The organism is Erythrobacter sp. 3-20A1M (genome assembly GCF_018636735.1).
Lineage (GTDB): Bacteria > Pseudomonadota > Alphaproteobacteria > Sphingomonadales > Sphingomonadaceae > Alteriqipengyuania.
In genome coordinates, this window is the sequence record NZ_CP045200.1 from 2,223,094 (window position 1) to 2,242,352 (window position 19,259).

Genomic DNA, 19,259 nt, shown 5'->3' on the forward strand with positions numbered 1-19,259 from the left:
ACCCGCGCGGACTTCCCGTGCTATCCGGTAACCCCGCGCACGGCGCCGCTTACTGACCGAGCCGGACCCGCAACATCAGCCCGCCCTGCCGTTCGCGATAGCGCGAGGTGAACTGCGAATAGCCGCCCATCGTATCCGCGGCGTTGGGGGTGATCAGGGTGGCGAACTTCTGGTTCGTGATATTGCGAACGTAGGCCCGCAGCTCGAACAGCCCGCCGCCGAAAGACAGTCCGGCGGAGGCATTCCAGACTCCGTAAGCCGGTTGGATCGTCAGGGGATCGCCATTGGCCGAGAACTGCTCTTCGCTACGCCACGAATAGTCGGTGTCGAACAACAGGCCGATGTCGTCGCTCAATTGCCGCTCGTAACTGGCGAGCAGGTTGAACTTGAACTCGGGCGCGTTCGCCAGGCGATTGCCGTCCGCACTGATGATCGGGCGACCGTCGACGAAGCGGCAGCCATTGCTGGGCGTTGGAACGGTGAAGGCGTAGGGGCAGGAAAGCCCGTCGAGGTCGCGATAGCGCGCATCGACATAGGCACCGGCGGCCGACAGGCTCAGCCCCTCGAGCGGCCGGATCGACAATTGCGCCTGCGCCCCCTTGCTGGTCAGTCCGCCCGCATTGGTGGTGCGGAAACCCGGGGGATTGGTGCTGGTATCGTAGATCTGCGTCTGGAAATCCGTGAAGCGTTCGTAGAACAGCGCCGCGTTGAAAGTGGCGAGCCCGTCGAGGAAGCGCGACTTGATCCCGATATCGTAGGCCATGACCTTCTCTGGCCGGATCAGCGGGCTGACATCGGGCTGAATGATGCCGCTCGATGCGAGGCCCGGCCCCTTGTAGCCGCGCGCCACGTTCGCATAGACCATCACGTCGGGCGCGAGGTCGTATTCGCCGGTCAGCTTCCACGAGAAGTTGCTCGTGCCGCCCGTTTCGGTGGTGTCGCCCACGGGACTGCCGATGATGGCGGAGGAGCCGGGGAGGGCGCCCGGCAGGTCGTAGGCGATCCTGCGGGCGCGCAGCTCGTCGCGGGTAAAGCGGCCGCCCGCACGCAGCCGAAGGGCATCGGTCGCGTTCCACGTGACCGATGAGAATCCGGCGTAGCTCTGGGTGGTGAAGTCGGTTTCGATTACCGCCACGACCAGCGGGCGCGGGGCGGGGCCGAGCAGGCGGCCGCCGGCGCGGTAGAACACGTCGTTGTCGCCGCGGAAATAATACAGGCCGGCCACCCATTCGATCGTGTCGCCGGGAGCGGAGGCGAGCCGCAATTCCTGGCTGAACTGCTTGTAGCGGTAATCGCCGCCATTGTAGTCGAAGCGGTCGAGCGGGGTCTGGTCGCCGTCGAAATCGAGAATGTAATGGTTGTTGCGCAGGCCGGTGATCGAGGTCAGCGACGGGCCGCCGAGATCGATGTCGATCTGCCCGGTCACGCCCTTGTAGCGGCGCAGCGGCGCGCCTGGAAAGGTGCCGACCGGGCTACCCAGCACGGTGGAGAGATTATCCGGTCCGGGCACGATGCCGTACCGGTTGAAGTAATTGGCGAGGTTGGCGTTCTGCCCGAGCTTCGTCGCGGTCAGGACGCAGCAGACCGCAGTGTCCTTCGCGTAGTCGCCGGTGACGAGAACCCGCACCGCATCGGACGGTTCGAACAGGATCTTTCCACGGAAGCCGTAATTCTTCTCGCCATTGTAATCCTCGTTCAGGAAGAGATTGCGAACGTAGCCATTGGTGCGGTTCCTGAAACCCACCATCCTCACAGCCAGCGTGTTGCCGATCGGGATGTTGATCATGCCGTTGTCGCGAAATTCGCCGTCGGTTCCGATCGTGGCCGACAGGTCGGCCGTCAGTTGACCGAGGCGGGGGGAGTTCGTGACGATGTTGACGAGGCCGGCGGAGGCGTTCTTGCCGAACAGCAGCCCCTGCGGTCCCTCCAGCACTTCGACCCGCTGAATGTCGACCAGCGACGCGGCCGATTGCGGCTGGCCCAGCACGACACCGTCGACCACGGTAGACACGCTCTGCTCCACGGTCGTGGAGAAGGTGGAGGTGCCAACGCCGCGAACGGCGAAACCCGAGGACGTCGTATTCGGGTTCGGGCGGAAGGTCAGGGCAGGCGAAACACGCGTGAGATCGCTCGATTCGACGATCTGCAATTCTTCGAGAGCATCACCACTTACGACCGTAATCGATTCGGAGACGTCCTGAACATCCTCTTCCCGCTTGCGTGCGGTAACGATGATCGTGCCGTTGTCAGGGCCGGCGGTACGGGCCTGCGCCGCGTCCGCAGTCTCAGCCGCGGCGAGAGGGGTAGTAGGGCACAGGCAAGCAGCCAGAACAACCGCAAGCGCCGTGGTTTGCCCGTAGGCAGCCTTCGTCATAACATTCTCCCAATCACGGACACCTTTGGTGCCTCGTGCGCAGACTGCGCCTCATATAGAGCGCCTGTCAACAAGTTTGAGCGCACAGCTCCCTTGCCGTCGACTTGGGTGGTTGAGAGTGGGGCTGGTTATGGAGTTTGCGTCAGATCCCCGGGTAATAAAGTGCTGGGAAGTGGTCGCGCCATGGCTCGTTTCGGCAGCCGGTAGCTGCAAAAAAAGAAATGCCGATCCTCCTCCGTCTTCTGGAAAGCCCCGATCGTCTTCGAATCTGCGGCAGCGCTCCACCGGCGGTCGTTTTGCTCGACACGCACTTCGCGAGGATTAGGTCCGCGTGAATTGACTTGACACCCGCTCCATAAATGACCGAGGTCAGGGATGTGACGGAGTGCAAACAGCTCCGCGCGCAAGAGAGAGGATGAAGCCATGGCGCGATTTCGCGAGGCGTCCGGTTCCGGCGTCGACGACGACCGGCGAACGCAGAAGGCAGGGGCGGGCACCGATCCTCGCGATGCGCCCATCCCTCTGCTCGCACAGTTTTCCTATGGTTTCGGCTCCGTATCGACAGCGGTGAAAAATGCGGCTTTCGCGTATCTCCTGCTGTACTACAACCAGGTCGTAGGTATTCCCGCGACCATCGTTTCCACCGCCATCGCCGCCACCCTGTTCGTGGATGCGCTGGTCGACCCGTTGATCGGTCGATGGTCGGATGTAACGCGCAGCCGGATCGGACGGCGCCACCCCTTCATTCTCGGTTCGGCGATCCCGACCGCCGTGTTCTTTCTGCTGATCTGGTTGCCGCCGGAGGGGCTGTCGCCGTTGCAGACGGGCCTGTGGATCTTCGCGGTCGCGTCGATCACCCGCGTGGCGGTGAGCGCTTACGACGTGCCTTCCACCGCCATGGTGCCCGAACTGACGACGGATTACGGTGGACGCACCCGACTGTTTTCATTGCGTTTCTGGTTCGGGTATGTCGGCACCTTCATCTTCGTCGCGCTAAGCCTCACCTTCTTCTTCGTCGCGACGCCTGAACATCCGGTGGGCCAGCTGAATCCCGACGGTTACGTCAAATTCGCGATTGCCGGCGCGGTGGTCATGGCCGTCGCCATCTTCGTCTGCGGCTTCGGTACGCTCGGTCAGGTTCCCCGCATGCAGCAAGCGGAGGATAACGGCAGGCCCGGCGAAGGATGGATGTTCCATGTTCGCGAAACCTTCGTCGCGTTCCGGCATCGCGGGTTCTTGGCCATCTTCGGGTTCGGCGTGCTGAAATTCACCGCAATCGGGCTGGCCACGGCGACCGCGCTCTATTTCAATACCTATGTGTTCGACCTGAGCGCGAAGCAGATTGCCGTCCTGGCGCTGGAGGCGGTGACGGCGGCGACGCTCGCGGCGCCGCTGGCACCCAAATTCTCGCGTCGGTTGGGGAAAAAGCGCACGGCGATGCTCATGGCGTTCGGAGGCATCGTGATCACCCTCTCGCCATTGGTTCTCACCTATTTCGATCTGTTCCTCCGCCCGGGCGACTCGCTCCTCGTACCCGCGCTGTTGCTGGTCGGCACTTTCGGCGGCGGAATGATCGCGATTTCGCTCATCAATACGAGCTCGATGCTGGCCGACGTGGTGGACGACTACGCCGTGCGCACCGGACGACACGCTTCGGGTGTGTTCTTCTCCGCCTCCAGCTTCATGCAGCAATGCTCGGCCGCGCTGGGCGTGTTCGTAGCGGGCCTGGTTTTGAGCGCGTCCGGATTCCCGGAGAAGGCCGAACCTTCGCAGGTCTCGCGTGCCGCGGAACTGTCGTTGATCGCGCATTACGTGCCCACCGTACTGGCCCTCTGGCTGGTGGGCGTGCTGATCCTGTTGTTCTACGATATCGACCAGGTGCGGCACCGGTCCAATGTCGATCGGCTGCGCGCCCTTGCCGCGGAGAAGCGGGCGCGGGAGGAGGAGAATCTCGGCCTCGATCCCGCAACGCGCTGAGCGTAGCGGGATGAGCGCCGGCGATGGGGAAGGGGGCCGGACCTTCCCAGGATCGATTCGCGTCATTATGATCGCCGGATGACGGTGACGAAGCGGAGGGAAAAGGCCACCGGCCGGATGCGCGCGGAGGATCGATCCGCGTCGATGGTGATAGAGGCCGATCGACAGTCAACCTCAAGCGCTCGGCCCGCATTTCTCCCGGCGACATCGCGACCGATCTGGGGACCAGCCGGTCACTGGTCTATTCCTATTTTCCGGACCTGAACGCGCTGATCGTTGCGGTCCTCGATCGCCATGCGGACTTGCTTTCCAAGGCAGGGATCGAGCGTGCAGTACGGGAGGCGGCGCTTATCGACGCCGCTACCGAATGTGCGACAATCTACCTGCGCCATGTGCTGGAACATGGTTCCGCGATCGAGTTGTGCTTCCGCGAGAAGTGGCTTGCGCGTCACTTGGATGGCCGGATGAAGCGCATGGCTAAGCGGATCATCCGACAGCTTGCGACCCTCATCCAGCGCGAGCTCGAATACGGCCCGCATGATGCCCTGGGCGTGGTGCAGATCCTTCTGGCGATCCCGGAAGAAGGTGCGCGCCTGGTCCGTAACGGGGAAATCTCCCTCGAGATGGCGCTTGCCCTTTGCCGCAGGCTTACCGTCGCCTCGCTGGAGGAACTGCGTCCTCAGCGCCAATAGGTGTCAGTCGGCGGCTTGTGCGTTGCTGCGCATGCAGCCCATCACCATCGGCAGGCACAGGCGGACCCCCGCCGCCGTCGAGAGGCTGCCGTTGGATACGAGGCGTCCGGCGCGCAGGGCAATCGCGGTGATCAGCCAGTTGCTGGCGAAGGCCTCTTCTTTGCTCATCCGATAGGTGTTGGACGTCGCCTCGACGATCGCATCGGACACGAGCGCGCGGGTCGCATCGCGTTCGCTGCGAAGCACTTCGCGCACTTCCGTTTCGAGCAGGATCGCCTGCAACAGCGCGCCGCGGCGGCCCGCTTCGTCGAGGTAGTTCACCGTCGACAGCACGACCTGGGCGAGGCGGTCGCGACCCCGCAGGACGATCCCCTTGCGCGACCGCTCGAATTCATCGACCTCCCGCCGCGCGAGTTCCGCGAGAAGATCGATCCGCCGGGCGAAGCAGTTATGCGCCTGCGCTTCCGATATTCCCGCCTCGCGCGCGACGCGATTGAGGCTGACCTCGTCCACGCCCTCTTCCGCCACAATCTGGGCGGCGATGTCGAGCAATTGCGCACGACGATCCGGCAGCGGCAATCGCGAACGGCGTGCGCTTTTCTTGCGCGGGGCGGCTTGGGGAGCGGGTGTGATGGCGTCGAACTCGGGGCGGGCTTCGAGCCGCTCGCCGGGCGTCATCCGCCAGTAATTTCGCTTCGGCCGCGGTATTCCCAGCCGATCGCACAGCTTCGCCAACCCGCCGGGGGAAAGGTGGTAGGTGCTCGCGATCTCGCTCAGCGGAGCCGACCACACCGCCTCGAACAGCTCGTTCCGGTCGATTTCGGAATCGGGTTTTCTCATGTTCCGTCCGGCCCCCGCCTCATATTTTTCCAGCCGCCCGTGGCCGTGAGCTTGTCGGCCATTTCTTGGCAACGCACTTTCATTCAGTAAGACACGCCGATCGAAACGGCGTCAATCTCGCCCTGGCGTCCGGCGCGACAGTATCACGAGCTGCTATCGTAAAGGGCGGTCGCCGACGCTGGATGCGGGATGATTGCCGGGGTTGGGGGAAGCGGTTACACACCGCGTGAGGAAGGGCGGGCACGATGGTAACAATCCGTGACGTAGCGAAGCATGCCGGTGTGTCGATCGCCAGCGTCTCGCGCGCGTTGAACGGGCAGGACAATGTCCGGGCGAAGACCCGGGAGAAGATCGAGGCTGCGGCGAGAGAGCTCAAATTCGTACCCCATAGCGGGGCGCGGAGCCTGACGAGCCAGAGAACGCACACGATCGGCGTCATCCTGCCTGACCTGTTCGGCGAATTCTTCTCGGAGATCATTCGCGGGATCGACCGCATTACGCACGGGGCCGGGAAGCAGATGTTGCTCGGCAACATGCACGGCAGCCTGCACGAGACGACCAACGCCATCCGCTCAATGCGCGGCCGGGTCGACGGGATACTCTTGATGCCGCCGAACGGCGTGTCGGAGCCGCTGACGACCGAGGCGCTGGGCTTCGTTCCTACGGTATTGCTGAATGTGGAACCGGGTGCGCACACGCAACCCTTCGTCACCGTGGACAACTACCACGGCGCTCGCAAGATGACGGAGTATCTGATCGGCCTGGGATGCAAGCGGATCGTCCACATATCCGGCCCCCGCCATAATCGCGACGCGTTCCAGCGCCAGCGTGGCTTCCTCGATGCGATGAAGCAGCATCTGCATGAACGCCAGCCGCTGGTTTTGCCGGGCGATTTCAGGGAACAGTCGGGAGAGGACGCGGTGCGCATGTTGCTGGCGGACGGTGCGCCGGTCGATGCGATCTTCGCGGCGAACGACGTGATGGCGGTGGGCGCGATTTCGGCCCTGCGCGAAAGCGGCATCGCCGTGGGGGAGGACGTGCTGGTGGCCGGTTTCGACGACATCCCGATGGCGCGCCACATGGCGCCGGGGCTGACCACGATGCATTCCGACATCGCCCGGCTGGGATCGACGGCCGCGATGCTCCTGCTCCGTATGATGGGCGGGGAGGCGCTGGGCAGTGAGGATGGCCGCGTCCTGGTGCCAGATATCGTAACGCGCGGTTCCACCGGTGAAGCCGAGAGAGGTTCGCCGGGCCCCAAGGCGACGGCCACGCTGCGCGGTGGATGAAACCGGCCATGGCCCTCGATCTTCGCGAGGCCATGGCGAGAGTGGCCGTGGTATAGCCGGAGCGGTGCGGTTCTGTTCAATGCTGCTGGCCGGACATGTGAGCGGAAGCGCCAGGGGATGAAGCTGGAATAGTCGGTGCCGTATCGTGAAAAGCAACGCGCGGTGCTCGGCCGGGAGAATGTCGCATGAGGTTACTGATCGCTTGCCTGCTCGCGCTGGCGCTCTCCGCTTGTGCGCATTGGCCGGGCGCGTCCCGAGGCGATGTATCGCGCGCCCAACCGCTCGCGGCGATGACCTACAACATCCGGCTCGATCTTGCCTCCGATGGACCCGCTGCGTGGCCGAAGCGGCGTGACTTGGCAATCGCTCTGATCGGCCACGAGGCGCCGGACGTCATCGGAATGCAGGAGGTCCTGCTTGGCCAGATGAACGACCTCAGGGCAGGTTTGCCCGGATACCGGCTGGTCGGGGTGGGGCGCGACGACGGGGGCGAAGGCGGCGAATTCTCGCCGATCGGCTGGCGCGAGGATTGCTTTGTTTTACTCGACTGGGGTACGTTCTGGCTTTCCGATACGCCTGCCGTGCCCGGTCTTGGCTGGGACGCGGCCTACCCCCGCATCGCGACCTGGGCGCTGCTCCGCGATCGGCGGAACGGACGTGTTCTGCGCGTCCTCAACACGCACCTCGACAATAATGGCGAGACCGCGCGCGCGCGGGGCGCGGCGTTGATCCTGCGCTGGGCGCGTGAGGGGGAGGGGGCGGGCAGCGACACCCCGACGGTGATCATGGGCGATTTCAATGCACCGCCCGGCAGTACGCCTTATTCCATCCTTACTGGCGCAGGGAGCGACGGGCTGCTCGACAGTCGCACCGCCAGCGCCACGCCGCCCTACGGACCCGGAGGAACCTTCAACGGCTTCGATATCGAAAGCGATAGCGGAACGCCTATCGACCACATCTTTGTCTCGCCCGACATCGCGGTGGACGGTTATTCGGTGATCACCCAGCAGTGGGGCGGGCGGCTCCCGTCCGACCACTACCCCGTCAAAGTGCAGCTTCGCCTACCCGCGAGGTAAGAGCGAGCGCACTATTGCTGCGGTTGGTCGAGCCACCCGCCGGTAAAGCCGATCCGCTCCAACCCACGCCGGATGTGGGGGTTTTTGCGCATGGTGCGCCAGACCAGCCCGCTGCGATGGTTCTCCATCATCGCCAGGATCGGGCCCTGGTCGATGCCGAGATGGTCGGCCGCAACCCAGCCGAGCTTGGGGTCGACCGGGCCGGTACGCGAATCCGCTTGCGTGAAGGTGAAGCTGGGATTGAACGCGTCCTTGAAACCATACTTGTCGTACACGCGATCGCCATATCGATCGCGCATCGCCATCAGGGCAGGGATCGTGACTTCGGGTGCGAAGGGGATGGAGCCCCCAGCCGCCGTGGGGACGATCGTGCCGTCGTCGACAACCCGGACCGAACTGACACCGCGCGCGGTATAGGTGAAGAAGGTTCGCAGCTTGCCGTTCACGGTATATTCGTCGCGCGAATATTTGGGGCCGTCCGAAGCGGTCCAGCCCCACAGGTCGCCGCTATATTCCTTCCAGTCGTTGGGATTGTCGATCCCATAGGCGCGCTGGCTCAGCGTGGCGCGACGGCTGTTCTCGAAATAATCGATGCCCTTTCCACGCATGAATTCGACCTGGATGCCGCGGAAATCGACCCACACATGGCTGTATTGGTGGCCGAAAAGGGGCTCGAACTGGAGATGTTCGTAGCCGTAGTAGCTCCCCCAGTCTTCATCCAGCCGGGCGGCCCATCCCTTGTCCCACGCCGCCTTGCCGACCGGGTGGGTAGGGGAGCCGAGCGCCAGGATATAGACCAGCATACCCTCGTTGTACCCGACCCAATCGGCGGGTTGCCAGCCATCCTCGGGCTTCCAGCCCATGGTAATTCCTTGCGATTCCGGATAGTTGCGCGCCTTCGTTCCGGTGCCGCCACGCAGCGCCCAGTCCCACTCGACCCGGCGGTAGATGCGCTCCGCGAGATCGCGAATCTCCGCTTCGACCGGATCGTCGCGATCGTAATAACTCTGCGCGAACAGCGCACCGCCCAGGAACAGCGTGGTATCGACCGTGGAAAGCTCCGTGGTCGCGTGCCGCGTTCCGTCGTCGTATTTCAGGAAATGGTAGAAGAAGCCCTTGTACCCGGTGATGTCCTTGGCGGCCGCACCCTGGGGCGCGTCCCAGTAGAATTTCAGGCAGTCGCGGGTGCGCTTCGCCGCTTCCTCCCGGGTGACGTAACCGCGCTCCGCCCCGATGCCGTAGGCGGTCAGCGCGAAGCCGGTCGCCGCGATCGAGGAAAAGGTCCGACTGGGCCAGCGATCGGGGGCAAGGCACATCCGGGTGTCGGTGGTCTCCCAGAAGTAGCGAAACGTCCGCTGCGTGAGATCTTCGGAAAAAGCTTCGACCGCGGCTGGCGCTGGCGGCGGTGGCACGTCGCGGGGAGGGGATACGCCCACGCAACCGGAAGCGAGAAGAGCGAGAACGGGTAGAAAGCAATTCCGGCGCATGCATGCTCCGCAAAAGAAAATTCGCCGCCGTCCCCATGAAGAGGAACGGCGGCGCAAGGAGGAGCTAGAATTCGAACCCGGCTGAAACCTTCAGCGTGCGGGGAGGGCCATCCGTGCCCAAGCCCGTGCGCGAAAGGTAGTTGGTAGCCGTCGGATTAGTCACGTAATTCGAATAGTTACGATCGTTCAAAGCATTGATGATATCCGCGCGAAGCTTGATCCGGGTGCGGTCGGTCAGGAAGCCGAGCGGGATATACTTCGTGATCGCAAGGTCGAGCTGCCGGAAGCCCCAACGATCACCGTTGGACGCCGCCTCGTTGGAAATGACGTCGCGCGTGGGGTTCGCACCCCCGGTGCTCACGAAGCTCTGGATATAGGGCGGCGATGCGATCTGGAACTTGCCCGACAGCGTCACCGCGATGGGAAGATCCACTGCACCGGCAATTACCAGGCGATGCTTGCGCACCCCTCTGGAGGTCACGAACGGATAGTCCTCTGTCGAGGGGAAATCGAGCGCGAACGTCTCGTTGAAGCCACGGTTTTCCGACGCGTCGGTATAGGTATAGGTCGCCGTCAGGTTCCAGGGCGAGAACTGCGTGTAGCGCTTGACGAGCTTCAGATATCCGCTGTCGGACCGCGTCTCCAGCCCGTTCGTGCCGATGATGATCGAACCGAAGCCGGGAGGTGCGAAGCCGAACGGGGAACTCGGCACAGCCGGGGCCGGGGCGAAGAAGCTGCCGTCCGCACGCCTGTTGCCGAGTAGATAGGCGAACCCATCCTTGCTCTCGATATGCGTGTAGCCGACTTCGGCTTCGAACATGGACGCGAGCTGGCTGCGCAGGCCGAGGCTGAACTGGTCGGAGTAGGGAACCTTCAGGTCGTTGGTAATGAAGCGCAATTCGCGCCCGCCGCCGAATCCGGCCTGCTGTACCAGCTGTGCGCGCCCTTCCGGCGTGAAATAGATCGGATCGAACGGAACGCAGGTCGCACCCGGGGAACAGGTATTGAACCGGTCACCCGTGATGAAGTTGAACGTCCGCGTGGTGAACGCCCCGACGCTGATTTCCTGCTGCAGGAAGTCGAACTGGTTGCGATCGTAGGAACGCCCATACCCGCCGAAAACTACGTATGTCCGATCGGCGTCCAGCGCATAGGAGAACCCGACCCGAGGCTGAAAAGCGCCCTTGAACGGTTTGCGCTGGGTCCCGTCGGTGATGAAGTCGTTGATGTCGTAGTCGGCGTTGATCAGGTTCGGATAGTTGGCGGGCGACACCGCCGCCCGCGCGTCGGCAGGGGTGACGTAATCGAGGTAGGCCGGGGTCTCTTCGTAGTCCCAGCGGATGCCCAGATTCAGCGTAAGCCGATCGGTGACGTCCCAGTCGTCCTGAATGTAGAGGCCGAGCTGGAAGTTGCTGGACTCGACCACCGAAGATCCGGGTCCGTTCTGAAATCCGAACTGGACGCGATAGGGTATCTGATCGTTGAAGAAGCTTCCGTCGGTGATGTACGTGCCGGTCGCCGGATTATAGACCGCGTTGAACTCGTAACGCGGATTGAAGTTGTTGAGCTGGGTGGAATTGAGATCGACCCATTTGGCTTTGATGCCCGCCTTGATGGTGTGGTTCTCGAAGCCGATCCAGGTGAAATCGTCCTGCAGGCCGATACCCTTCTGCCCCTTGTCCTGATAGTTCGAACCGCCACCCACACGCAGGATGTTGCTGGCACCCGACGACACGGTGGGGTCGGTGGCGCTCGGCGCCGCGTAATTGAACTGAAGCGAATTGCCGAACTCGGCCGGGGTCGGAGCCCACTTCACGTCCTCATAGGTCGCCTTGAACTCGTTGATGAAATTGTCGGCGCTGTACTCGTAGCGCAGCAGACCGCGGAATTCCTTGACGTTCTGAAAGCTGAGCGTGGAACGAGAATTGCTGCCGCTTCCGAGAAAATCGCCGCTTTCGTCGCGATACTTGCCCGAAACCTCGATCAGATGGCCCGAAGCAGGCAAAACCGAGATCTTGCCGAAATACAGATCCTCGTTGAAGGTCGAATTGGTCGAACCGAACACATCCTGATATTCTTCCGGGAAGAATGTTACCGGCAGGCCGAACCCGGGCGTGATCTGAATTGGACGTTCTATTCGTTTACCTTCGTAAGTGACAAAGAAGTGCATGACATCGGGGATGATCGGACCGCCTAGCGCTCCGCCGAACTGCATATCCCTTGTTTCAACCTTTTCACGACGCGGAATGCTGAACTTCTCCAGCGGGGTCATCTGCCGCAGGCTCTGGTCGGTATAATCGATGAACGCTTCGCCATGGAATTCGTTCGTGCCGGATTTCGTGCCCGCCGTGATGGCGACGGAGCTGACCTGGTCGAACTCCGCCTTGTAGTTGGAGCTGATGACCCGGTATTCGCCCACCGCAAGCTGCGGGAAGGGATTTCCCTGGGAGGAATCCTGGCCCGTGATACCGTTCTTCAGGACGTAGTCCTTCTGACCCACGCCATCGATGAAGACGTTGACGGTACGGCTGTCCTGCGCGCCGCCCTGAATGCGGGACTGGCCGTCGGGATTGACGAACTGAACGCCGGGCGCGAGGTCAGCGAAAGCGAGGAAGTTGCGATTGTTCTGCGGAAGCGTTGAAATTTCGCGCTGGGTAATGTTCGCACCGACTTCGCCGCCCTCATTGGTCTTGATACGTCCCGCGGTGACGATGATCTCCGCGCCGGTCGTTTCGCTGGGCGAGGTCGTATCCCCGGGAGCGGGAGTGGTCGCAGCCAAGGCGATATCGTCGAAATCGAGTACCGCGTCCTGCGCGATCAGCAGGGTGAACTCGTCCGTCTGGCGCACACCGTTGGGCGTGGTGATTTCCAGCCGGTAGGTTCCGGGGCGCAGCTGCGCGAAGTTGTAGGTGCCGTCGGCGGACACGGGAACAGTGCGACGGAACCCGGTATTGACCTCGACCGCGGTGATTTCGCTCGCGCCTTGGACGTTGCCGCGCAACGAGGCGCTGGATTCCTGGGCGTGGGCGGGAACGGCGGTCGCCACGGCGATTGCGCTGCCTGCGACGCCGAGCGCGAGAGCCGCGGCCAGTCGACGTGCCGAACGGCTGCCGGTCCCGAACGAGCCGGCGGAAAGGTTGAAACCCCTCATGTACTTCCTCCCCTGTGCGAAGGTACCGGCTTCAGCGCCGGCTACCTCGAATCAAATCGTTATCGGCGGGCTTGTAACCGGTTTCAACTGACCTGTATAGAGGACATCGAAATCAGCGAATCCGCGCGGGCCGAACCGCGCCAGGCCGATTCTGGGGGAGTAGGAGAGTTATGCGTCATATCAGTCTCGCCGCTTTGGTGGCGGTCAGCCCAGTCGTTCTGGGTGCCTGCGCGACCGTGCCGGCGGAGCGGGTCGGCAGCGCCGCCGGCCAGTCGACGAACGCGGCGTCCACCACCGTGCCGGTGACGCAGGCGCAGCCCGCCTGGGCGAAGTCCGATCCGGAGATGGACCGGTTCATCGACGACCTGATGGCGCGCATGACTCTTGCGGAGAAGGTCGGTCAGCTGACCTTGCTGACCAGCGACTGGGAATCCACCGGGCCGACCCTGCGCGATACCTATCGCACGGATATTCGCGCAGGCCGGGTCGGGGCGATGTTCAACGCCTATACCGCCGCTTACACCCGCGAGTTGCAGCGGCTGGCGGTCGAGGAGACGCGCCTCGGCATTCCGCTGCTGTTCGGGTACGATGTCATCCACGGCCACCGCACGATCTTCCCGATTTCGCTGGGCGAGGCGGCCAGCTGGGACATGGAAGCGATCGAGCGCTCTGCCCATGTGTCCGCCGCGGAAGCTGCCGCGGAGGGCATCCAATGGACGTTCTCCCCCATGGTGGACATCGCGCGCGATGCGCGGTGGGGCCGCATTTCCGAAGGGGCGGGCGAAGACGTCTATCTCGGCAGCCAGGTGGCCCGCGCCCGCGTACACGGCTATCAGGGCGACGACCTGCGGGCGACCGATACGGTCCTGGCGACGGTGAAGCATTTCGCCGCCTATGGCGCTGCCGAGGCCGGGCGCGACTACAACACGGTCGACATTTCCCGCCGCACCCTGCGCGACGTGTACCTGCCCCCGTTCAAGGCGGCGGTGGACGCCGGGGTCGCCAGTGTCATGACCTCCTTCAACGAGATCGACGGGGTTCCGGCATCGGCCAGCGAGTACCTGCTGACCGACGTGTTGCGCGACGAATGGGGCTTCGATGGCTTCGTCGTCACCGATTACACCTCGATCAACGAGATGGTGCCGCACGGCTATTCGAAGGATCTGGCGCAGGCCGGGGAGCAGTCTCTGAACGCCGGTGTCGACATGGACATGCAAGGCGCGGTTTTCATGGAAAACGTGGCGAAATCCGTGGAAGACGGGCGCGTGGACATCGCGACCGTCGACCGTGCGGTGCGCCGCATCCTGGAGGCGAAGTACCGGCTCGGCCTGTTCGAGGACCCCTACCGCTATGCCGACGAGGCGCGGCAGAAGGCCACACTATACCGTCCCGATTTCCTCGAAGCGGCGCGCGATGTGGCCCGCAAGTCCATGGTCCTGTTGAAGAACGAGGATAACGCCCTCCCGCTCGCCGCTTCGGCTGGGCGGATCGCCCTGATCGGGCCGCTGGCGGACAGCAAGCCGGACATGATCGGCAGCTGGGCGGCGGCGGGCGATCGCGGAACGCGCCCGGTAACGGTGCTGGAGGGCCTGCGTGAACGTGCGCCCAAGGGCGTCTCGATCGATTACGCCAAGGGCGCGAGTTACGAATTCGATGCCGCCGGATCGACCGACGGCTTTTCCCAGGCTCTGGCGCTGGCAAAGCGTTCCGACGTGATCGTCGCGGTCATGGGGGAAAAATGGGACATGACGGGCGAGGCCGCGAGCCGCACTTCGCTCGACCTGCCCGGAAATCAGGAAGCCCTGCTGGAACAGCTGGTAGCGACCGGCAAGCCGGTGGTGCTGGTGATGATGAGCGGCCGACCCAATTCGATCGGCTGGGCCGACGAGCACGTCGCGGCCATCCTGCATGCCTGGTATCCGGGGACGATGGGCGGCAAGGCGGTCGCCGATGTCCTGTTCGGCGACTACAATCCCTCGGGCAAGCTGCCCGTCACCTTCCCCCGCACCGTCGGGCAGGTGCCGATTTACTACGATGCGAAGAACACCGGCCGCCCGATCGAGCTCGGCGCGCCGGGTGCGAAATACGTCTCGCGCTATCTGAATACGCCAAACACGCCGCTCTATCGCTTCGGCTATGGGCTCAGCTACACCGATTTCAGCTACTCGCCTGTAACCCTAAGCGCGCCGACGATGAACGGAACCGGCTCCATCACCGCCAGCGCGACGATCACGAATACCGGTGATCGCGCGGGCGAGGAGGTCGTGCAGTTCTATGTCCGCGATCTGGTAGGTTCGGTCACCCGGCCGGTGCAGATGCTGAAGGGCTTCGAAAAGATCATGCTGCAACCGGGCGAAAGCCGCACGGTGCAGTTCACGATCAGGCCCGCCGACCTCGCCTTCACCCGGCAGGACATGAGCTATGGCTGGGAGCCGGGCGAGTTCCGGCTGTGGATCGCGCCGCGTTCGGGCGCCGACGCCGCCACGCCTGTCGAATTCACCGTGACGGAGTAGGGCGGCGATGCAGCTGCGTCTGACCCTGGTCGCGGGATGCTCGTTCACTCTGGCGGCCTGCGCGAGCGTCGCGTCCGGCAATGCGGATAGCTATACCCCGCGTTCGCCCGCCGCCGAGGCGAGCGCGATCGAACGACCGGCCACGGCGAAGCGTCCCAACATCATCTTCATCATGTCGGACGATCACGCGCAGGCGGCGATATCGGCCTATGGCTCCGATATCTCCAAGCTAGCCCCGACGCCCAATATCGATCGGATCGCCCATAACGGGGCGCTGTTCGAGAACAGCTATGTGGTGAACTCGCTGTGCGGACCGAGCCGGGCGACCATGCTCACCGGCCTGTTCAGCCACATGCACGGCTTCACGCAGAACGGGCAGAAGTTCGACAATGGCATGTGGAACTGGGTTCGCGCCTTGGGACAATCGGGCTACGACACCGCGCTGTTCGGCAAATGGCACCTGAACTATTCGCCGGTAGGGGCGGGAATCGGCACATGGAAGGTGCTGGACGATCAGGGCAAGTACTACAATCCCGACATCATCACGCCGGAGGGGCGTAGCGTCGTCGAAGGCTACGCCACCGATATCATCACCGATTACAGCCTTGATTGGCTGAAGCGCGAACGCGATCCGGAAAAGCCCTTCGCCCTGCTGGTGCATCACAAGGCACCGCATCGCAATTTCATGCCGGCGATACGCCACCTGCAGGATTATCTGGGCACCGAATTTCCGGTCCCGACCAATTATTTCGACCATTACGACGGTCGCCCTGCCGCCGCGGCGCAGGAGATGAACATTTACCGCGACATGTACGAGGGTCACGATCTCAAGATGACCACCGAGGTCGGTAGCCGCGAATTGCGCTACAATCCGTGGAAGGACGATTTCGCGCGCATGACGCCCGAGCAGCGCGAGGCCTATTTCGGCGCGTTGCAGCCGAGCAACGACGCCATGAACGCCGCCGATCTGGACGAGCGCGAAATGGCGCTGTGGAAATACCAGCGCTATATGAGCGAGTATCTGGGTACGGTTGCGGCGGTCGACGACAGTGTCGGGCGGCTGCTCGACTGGCTGGAAAGCTCCGGGCTCGCGGACAACACGATCGTCATCTACACCTCCGACCAGGGTTTCTACCTTGGCGAGCATGGCTGGTTCGACAAGCGGTTCATGTACGAGGAGTCGCTGCGCACCCCGCTGCTGATGCAGTATCCCGGCCATATCGCGGCGGGCTCGCGCGTGAGCGTGCCGGTGCAGAACATCGACTACGCGCCGACTTTCCTCGACTATGCCGGTCTGCCCGAACGCGAGGCGATTCAGGGGCGCAGCCTGCGCGACGTGGTCGACGGGACGCCACCTGCCGACTGGCGCGAGGACATCTACTACCATTACTACGAATATCCCGGCTTCCACTCCGTGCGCGCCCACTACGGCGTGAAGTCGAAGCGCTACAAGCTGATCCGTTTCTACGGCGATATCGACGAGTGGGAGTTCTACGATCTCGCGACCGACCCGGACGAGATGCACAACCGGATCGACGACCCGGCCTATCGGGCGAAGATCGCGGAGCTCAAGGACACGCTGGTGGCGCTGCGGGCGCAGTATCGCGACAGCGATGGCCCGGCGGTCGACGCGCCGCTCGATTCCGAAACCGCGCGAGACAAGGGCCGCCGCGATGCACACGCCGCGGCAGGCACGCACCATTAGTTTCGGGCGCTTGCGCTAGTTGGCAGGACGCAGCGACAGGGCGAAGCCGCCGCCGGCCATCATCTCGATGGGTAGGCTGTCTCCACCATTGATCCGGCGTGTTTCGCGCACCATGGCGAAGCGGTCGCCGTCGATGCCGCCGCCCGGGCCGTCGCGCCAGATCTCGGCGACGTAAGGCCGATCCGCGGGGAGGAAGGACAGATCGATCGCGACCTTGCGCGCATGGTCGTCGGTCACCCCACCGACCCACCAGTCTGCGCCCCCGCGCCGCTGGCGAGCGACCACGGCATATTCGCCGATCTGCCCCTCCAACACACGCGTCTGCTCCCAGTCGACCGGCACCTGCTCGATGAAGGCGAGGGCGTCTGGCCGCTTCAGATAGTTCTCCGGCAGGTCCGCCGCCATCTGCAGCGGCGAGTAGATCACGACGTAATCGGCCAGCTGCCGAGCGAGTGTGTTGGGTAGCGGCCGTCCGTCGCGGCCCTCCAGGCTGACGATGCCGGGTGTCAGGTCGAAGGGACCCGAAAGCATCCGGGTGAAGAGCAGCGTGGGCTCGTGCGAAGGCGGGTTGGGTGGTTCGCCCCAGGCCATATATTCGAAGCCGCGAGCGCCCTCCCGCGTCATCATATTGGGATAGGTGCGGCGCAGCCCAGTGTCCTTGATCGGCTCGTGCGCGTCGACCGCGATGTGGCGCCGCGCTGCCGCTTCCACGACCAGCACGTGATGGCGCGCCATGAACTGGCCGTCATGATATTCCCACTGCTCGGTCCCGTCGGGATCCTCGCGCAGGATGCCACCCGCGTCGGCCACATAACCGGTCTTGACCGAATGGATGCCGTGGCGCTCGTAATAATCGAGCGCCTCGTCCAGCTGGCGTTCGTACAGACCGGCATTGCCGGCGGTCTCGTGGTGGCCCATGATCTCCACCCCACGTTTTTTCGCGTAGGCGGTGACGCGATCCATGTCGAAATCCGGGTATGCTTCGGCGAACTGGAAATTGCGCCCGCTCTCGCTCCACCAGCCCTTGTTCCAACCCTCCACCAGCACGGAATCGAAGCCGTGCGCCGCCGCGAAATCGATGTAGTCGAGCGTGTGCTGCGTCGTGGCACCGTGCTTCGGCCCGTCGTTCCAGCTCCACTTGTCGAGATGCATCGCCCACCAGATGCCGACATACTTCTGCGGTTTCGCCCACCCTACATCCCCCAGCCGATTGGGCTCGTTCAAATTCAGGAGAATGTCGGACGCTGCGTAGAGGCCGGGGGCGTCGGTCGCGACGGTAATGGTGCGCCACGGGGTTGCAAACGGGGCAGCGCGGTGGACCTTCGACCCTTGCGACGACGGGGCCAGGAACGTGCGAAAGTGGAGCCCGTCGATCCGTTGCAGCCAGAACGCCGAATAGTCCGACAGCGCCGCCTCGTGGATCGATATGTGCAGACCGTCCTGTCGGCGGAAGGTGATCGGGGAATGGGCCATGCCCACCTGGTTGGCGGGTGTATGGTGATAGAGGTACTCGTAGCGGTTCCACTCGCCGCCCGGTATCCACCACGCCTCCGGCCCAGCATCCCCGCCCGGGGCGAAATTGAACTCGGTCAGTTCCTCGTCGATCTTTACGTCAGCTAATTGCGGCTGATCGGGAAATTCGTAGCGGAAGCCGACCCCGCCATCGAACACGCGCACGACCAGGTCGATCACCCGCTGGGCACGCCCCTGTTCGACGATCGGCACACGCATCTCGTTATAGCGATCGCGGACCAGCCGGTTCTCGCCCCAGGGCTGCTCCCAAGTCTCGTCATGGCTGGCGCGCGTGGCTTCACCCAGCTCCATGCCGTTCTGCCATTTGCCCCCGCCGTGCAGTTGGAAACCCAGCTTGGACGGCACGATCACCGGCGCGCCTTCGCGGTCGACGCGATAGGTTGCGATCCCACCTTCGATGGCGAGGGCGAAGCACAGCGTCCCGTCGGGCGAGCAGGCCGTATGGTCCGGGTCGCCCTGCGCGACGGCGGCCGAGGGAAGGGCGAGCAGCATCAACGCGGCGAAACAGGCCAGCGCCGGGTGCGTCCAGCGGGTCGGCGAACGCAAGCGCGCGTGCGGCATGGTGATAGGCATTTGGACTGTCTCTCCCGGGATATCGCGCATTCTTGTGCCGACGGCTTTC

At 63.7% G+C, this 19,259-nt stretch carries 11 protein-coding genes; 5 read left to right on the forward strand and 6 right to left on the reverse strand.

Translation table 11 applies throughout. The features are described from left to right. Window positions 1-49: 49 nt before the first annotated feature. The gene (locus tag F7D01_RS10925) at window positions 50-2,374 is read right to left on the reverse strand and encodes a TonB-dependent receptor (protein WP_215227583.1); all 2,325 of its coding nucleotides are present in this window, start codon (window positions 2,372-2,374) and stop codon (window positions 50-52) included. Between the two features lie 423 nt (window positions 2,375-2,797). Here F7D01_RS10925 and F7D01_RS10930 point away from each other — a divergent pair, with 423 nt between their 5' ends. Next, window positions 2,798-4,351, forward strand: coding sequence for an MFS transporter (locus tag F7D01_RS10930; RefSeq protein ID WP_215227584.1), 1,554 nt, complete (start codon window positions 2,798-2,800; stop codon window positions 4,349-4,351). A gap of 233 nt (window positions 4,352-4,584) precedes the next feature. Here F7D01_RS10930 and F7D01_RS10935 read toward each other — a convergent pair whose 3' ends face one another. Then, window positions 4,585-5,040, reverse strand: a complete 456-nt coding sequence (locus F7D01_RS10935; RefSeq protein ID WP_215227585.1) for a hypothetical protein — start codon at window positions 5,038-5,040, stop codon at window positions 4,585-4,587. Between the two features lie 6 nt (window positions 5,041-5,046). Next, window positions 5,047-5,883: a TetR/AcrR family transcriptional regulator gene (locus tag F7D01_RS10940; protein WP_215227586.1), complete on the reverse strand. Its 837-nt coding sequence runs from the start codon at window positions 5,881-5,883 to the stop codon at window positions 5,047-5,049. Between the two features lie 245 nt (window positions 5,884-6,128). On the opposite strand from F7D01_RS10940, the gene F7D01_RS10945 reads away from it, so the two are divergent. Further along, window positions 6,129-7,172, forward strand: coding sequence for a LacI family DNA-binding transcriptional regulator (locus tag F7D01_RS10945; RefSeq protein WP_215227587.1), 1,044 nt, complete (start codon window positions 6,129-6,131; stop codon window positions 7,170-7,172). 185 nt (window positions 7,173-7,357) lie between these two features. Then, complete coding sequence (locus tag F7D01_RS10950) at window positions 7,358-8,248, forward strand: endonuclease/exonuclease/phosphatase family protein (RefSeq protein ID WP_215227588.1); 891 nt, start codon at window positions 7,358-7,360, stop codon at window positions 8,246-8,248. Window positions 8,249-8,259: 11 nt separating this feature from the next. On the opposite strand, the gene F7D01_RS10955 is transcribed toward F7D01_RS10950, so the two are convergent. Both F7D01_RS10955 and F7D01_RS10960 read right to left on the reverse strand, forming a co-directional pair. Further along, the gene (locus F7D01_RS10955) at window positions 8,260-9,684 is read right to left on the reverse strand and encodes a glucoamylase family protein (RefSeq protein ID WP_251566760.1); all 1,425 of its coding nucleotides are present in this window, start codon (window positions 9,682-9,684) and stop codon (window positions 8,260-8,262) included. Between the two features lie 115 nt (window positions 9,685-9,799). Continuing rightward, complete coding sequence (locus F7D01_RS10960; RefSeq protein WP_215227590.1) at window positions 9,800-12,886, reverse strand: TonB-dependent receptor; 3,087 nt, start codon at window positions 12,884-12,886, stop codon at window positions 9,800-9,802. 170 nt (window positions 12,887-13,056) lie between these two features. Between F7D01_RS10960 and bglX the strand changes: the two genes are divergently transcribed. Continuing rightward, a complete protein-coding gene (gene bglX / locus F7D01_RS10965; protein WP_215227591.1) occupies window positions 13,057-15,399 on the forward strand; it encodes a beta-glucosidase BglX in 2,343 nt (780 codons plus the stop codon). A 7-nt stretch (window positions 15,400-15,406) separates the two neighbouring features. Beyond that, window positions 15,407-17,104, forward strand: a complete 1,698-nt coding sequence (locus F7D01_RS10970; protein WP_215227592.1) for a sulfatase — start codon at window positions 15,407-15,409, stop codon at window positions 17,102-17,104. 15 nt (window positions 17,105-17,119) lie between these two features. Here the strand turns inward: F7D01_RS10970 and F7D01_RS10975 are convergent, their stop codons facing one another. Beyond that, window positions 17,120-19,210, reverse strand: a complete 2,091-nt coding sequence (locus tag F7D01_RS10975; RefSeq protein WP_251566762.1) for a glycoside hydrolase family 97 protein — start codon at window positions 19,208-19,210, stop codon at window positions 17,120-17,122. Between the last annotated feature and the right edge of the window lie 49 nt (window positions 19,211-19,259).

Coding starts and splice junctions, on each gene's coding strand:
- F7D01_RS10960 (WP_215227590.1), bottom strand. CDS start 12,886: ATGAGGGGTTTCAACCTTTCCGCCGGCTCGTTCGGGACCGGCAGCCGT.
- F7D01_RS10945 (WP_215227587.1), top strand. CDS start 6,129: ATGGTAACAATCCGTGACGTAGCGAAGCATGCCGGTGTGTCGATCGCC.
- F7D01_RS10925 (WP_215227583.1), bottom strand. CDS start 2,374: ATGACGAAGGCTGCCTACGGGCAAACCACGGCGCTTGCGGTTGTTCTG.
- F7D01_RS10970 (WP_215227592.1), top strand. CDS start 15,407: ATGCAGCTGCGTCTGACCCTGGTCGCGGGATGCTCGTTCACTCTGGCG.
- F7D01_RS10950 (WP_215227588.1), top strand. CDS start 7,358: ATGAGGTTACTGATCGCTTGCCTGCTCGCGCTGGCGCTCTCCGCTTGT.
- F7D01_RS10930 (WP_215227584.1), top strand. CDS start 2,798: ATGGCGCGATTTCGCGAGGCGTCCGGTTCCGGCGTCGACGACGACCGG.
- bglX (WP_215227591.1), top strand. CDS start 13,057: ATGCGTCATATCAGTCTCGCCGCTTTGGTGGCGGTCAGCCCAGTCGTT.
- F7D01_RS10940 (WP_215227586.1), bottom strand. CDS start 5,883: ATGAGAAAACCCGATTCCGAAATCGACCGGAACGAGCTGTTCGAGGCG.
- F7D01_RS10975 (WP_251566762.1), bottom strand. CDS start 19,210: ATGCCTATCACCATGCCGCACGCGCGCTTGCGTTCGCCGACCCGCTGG.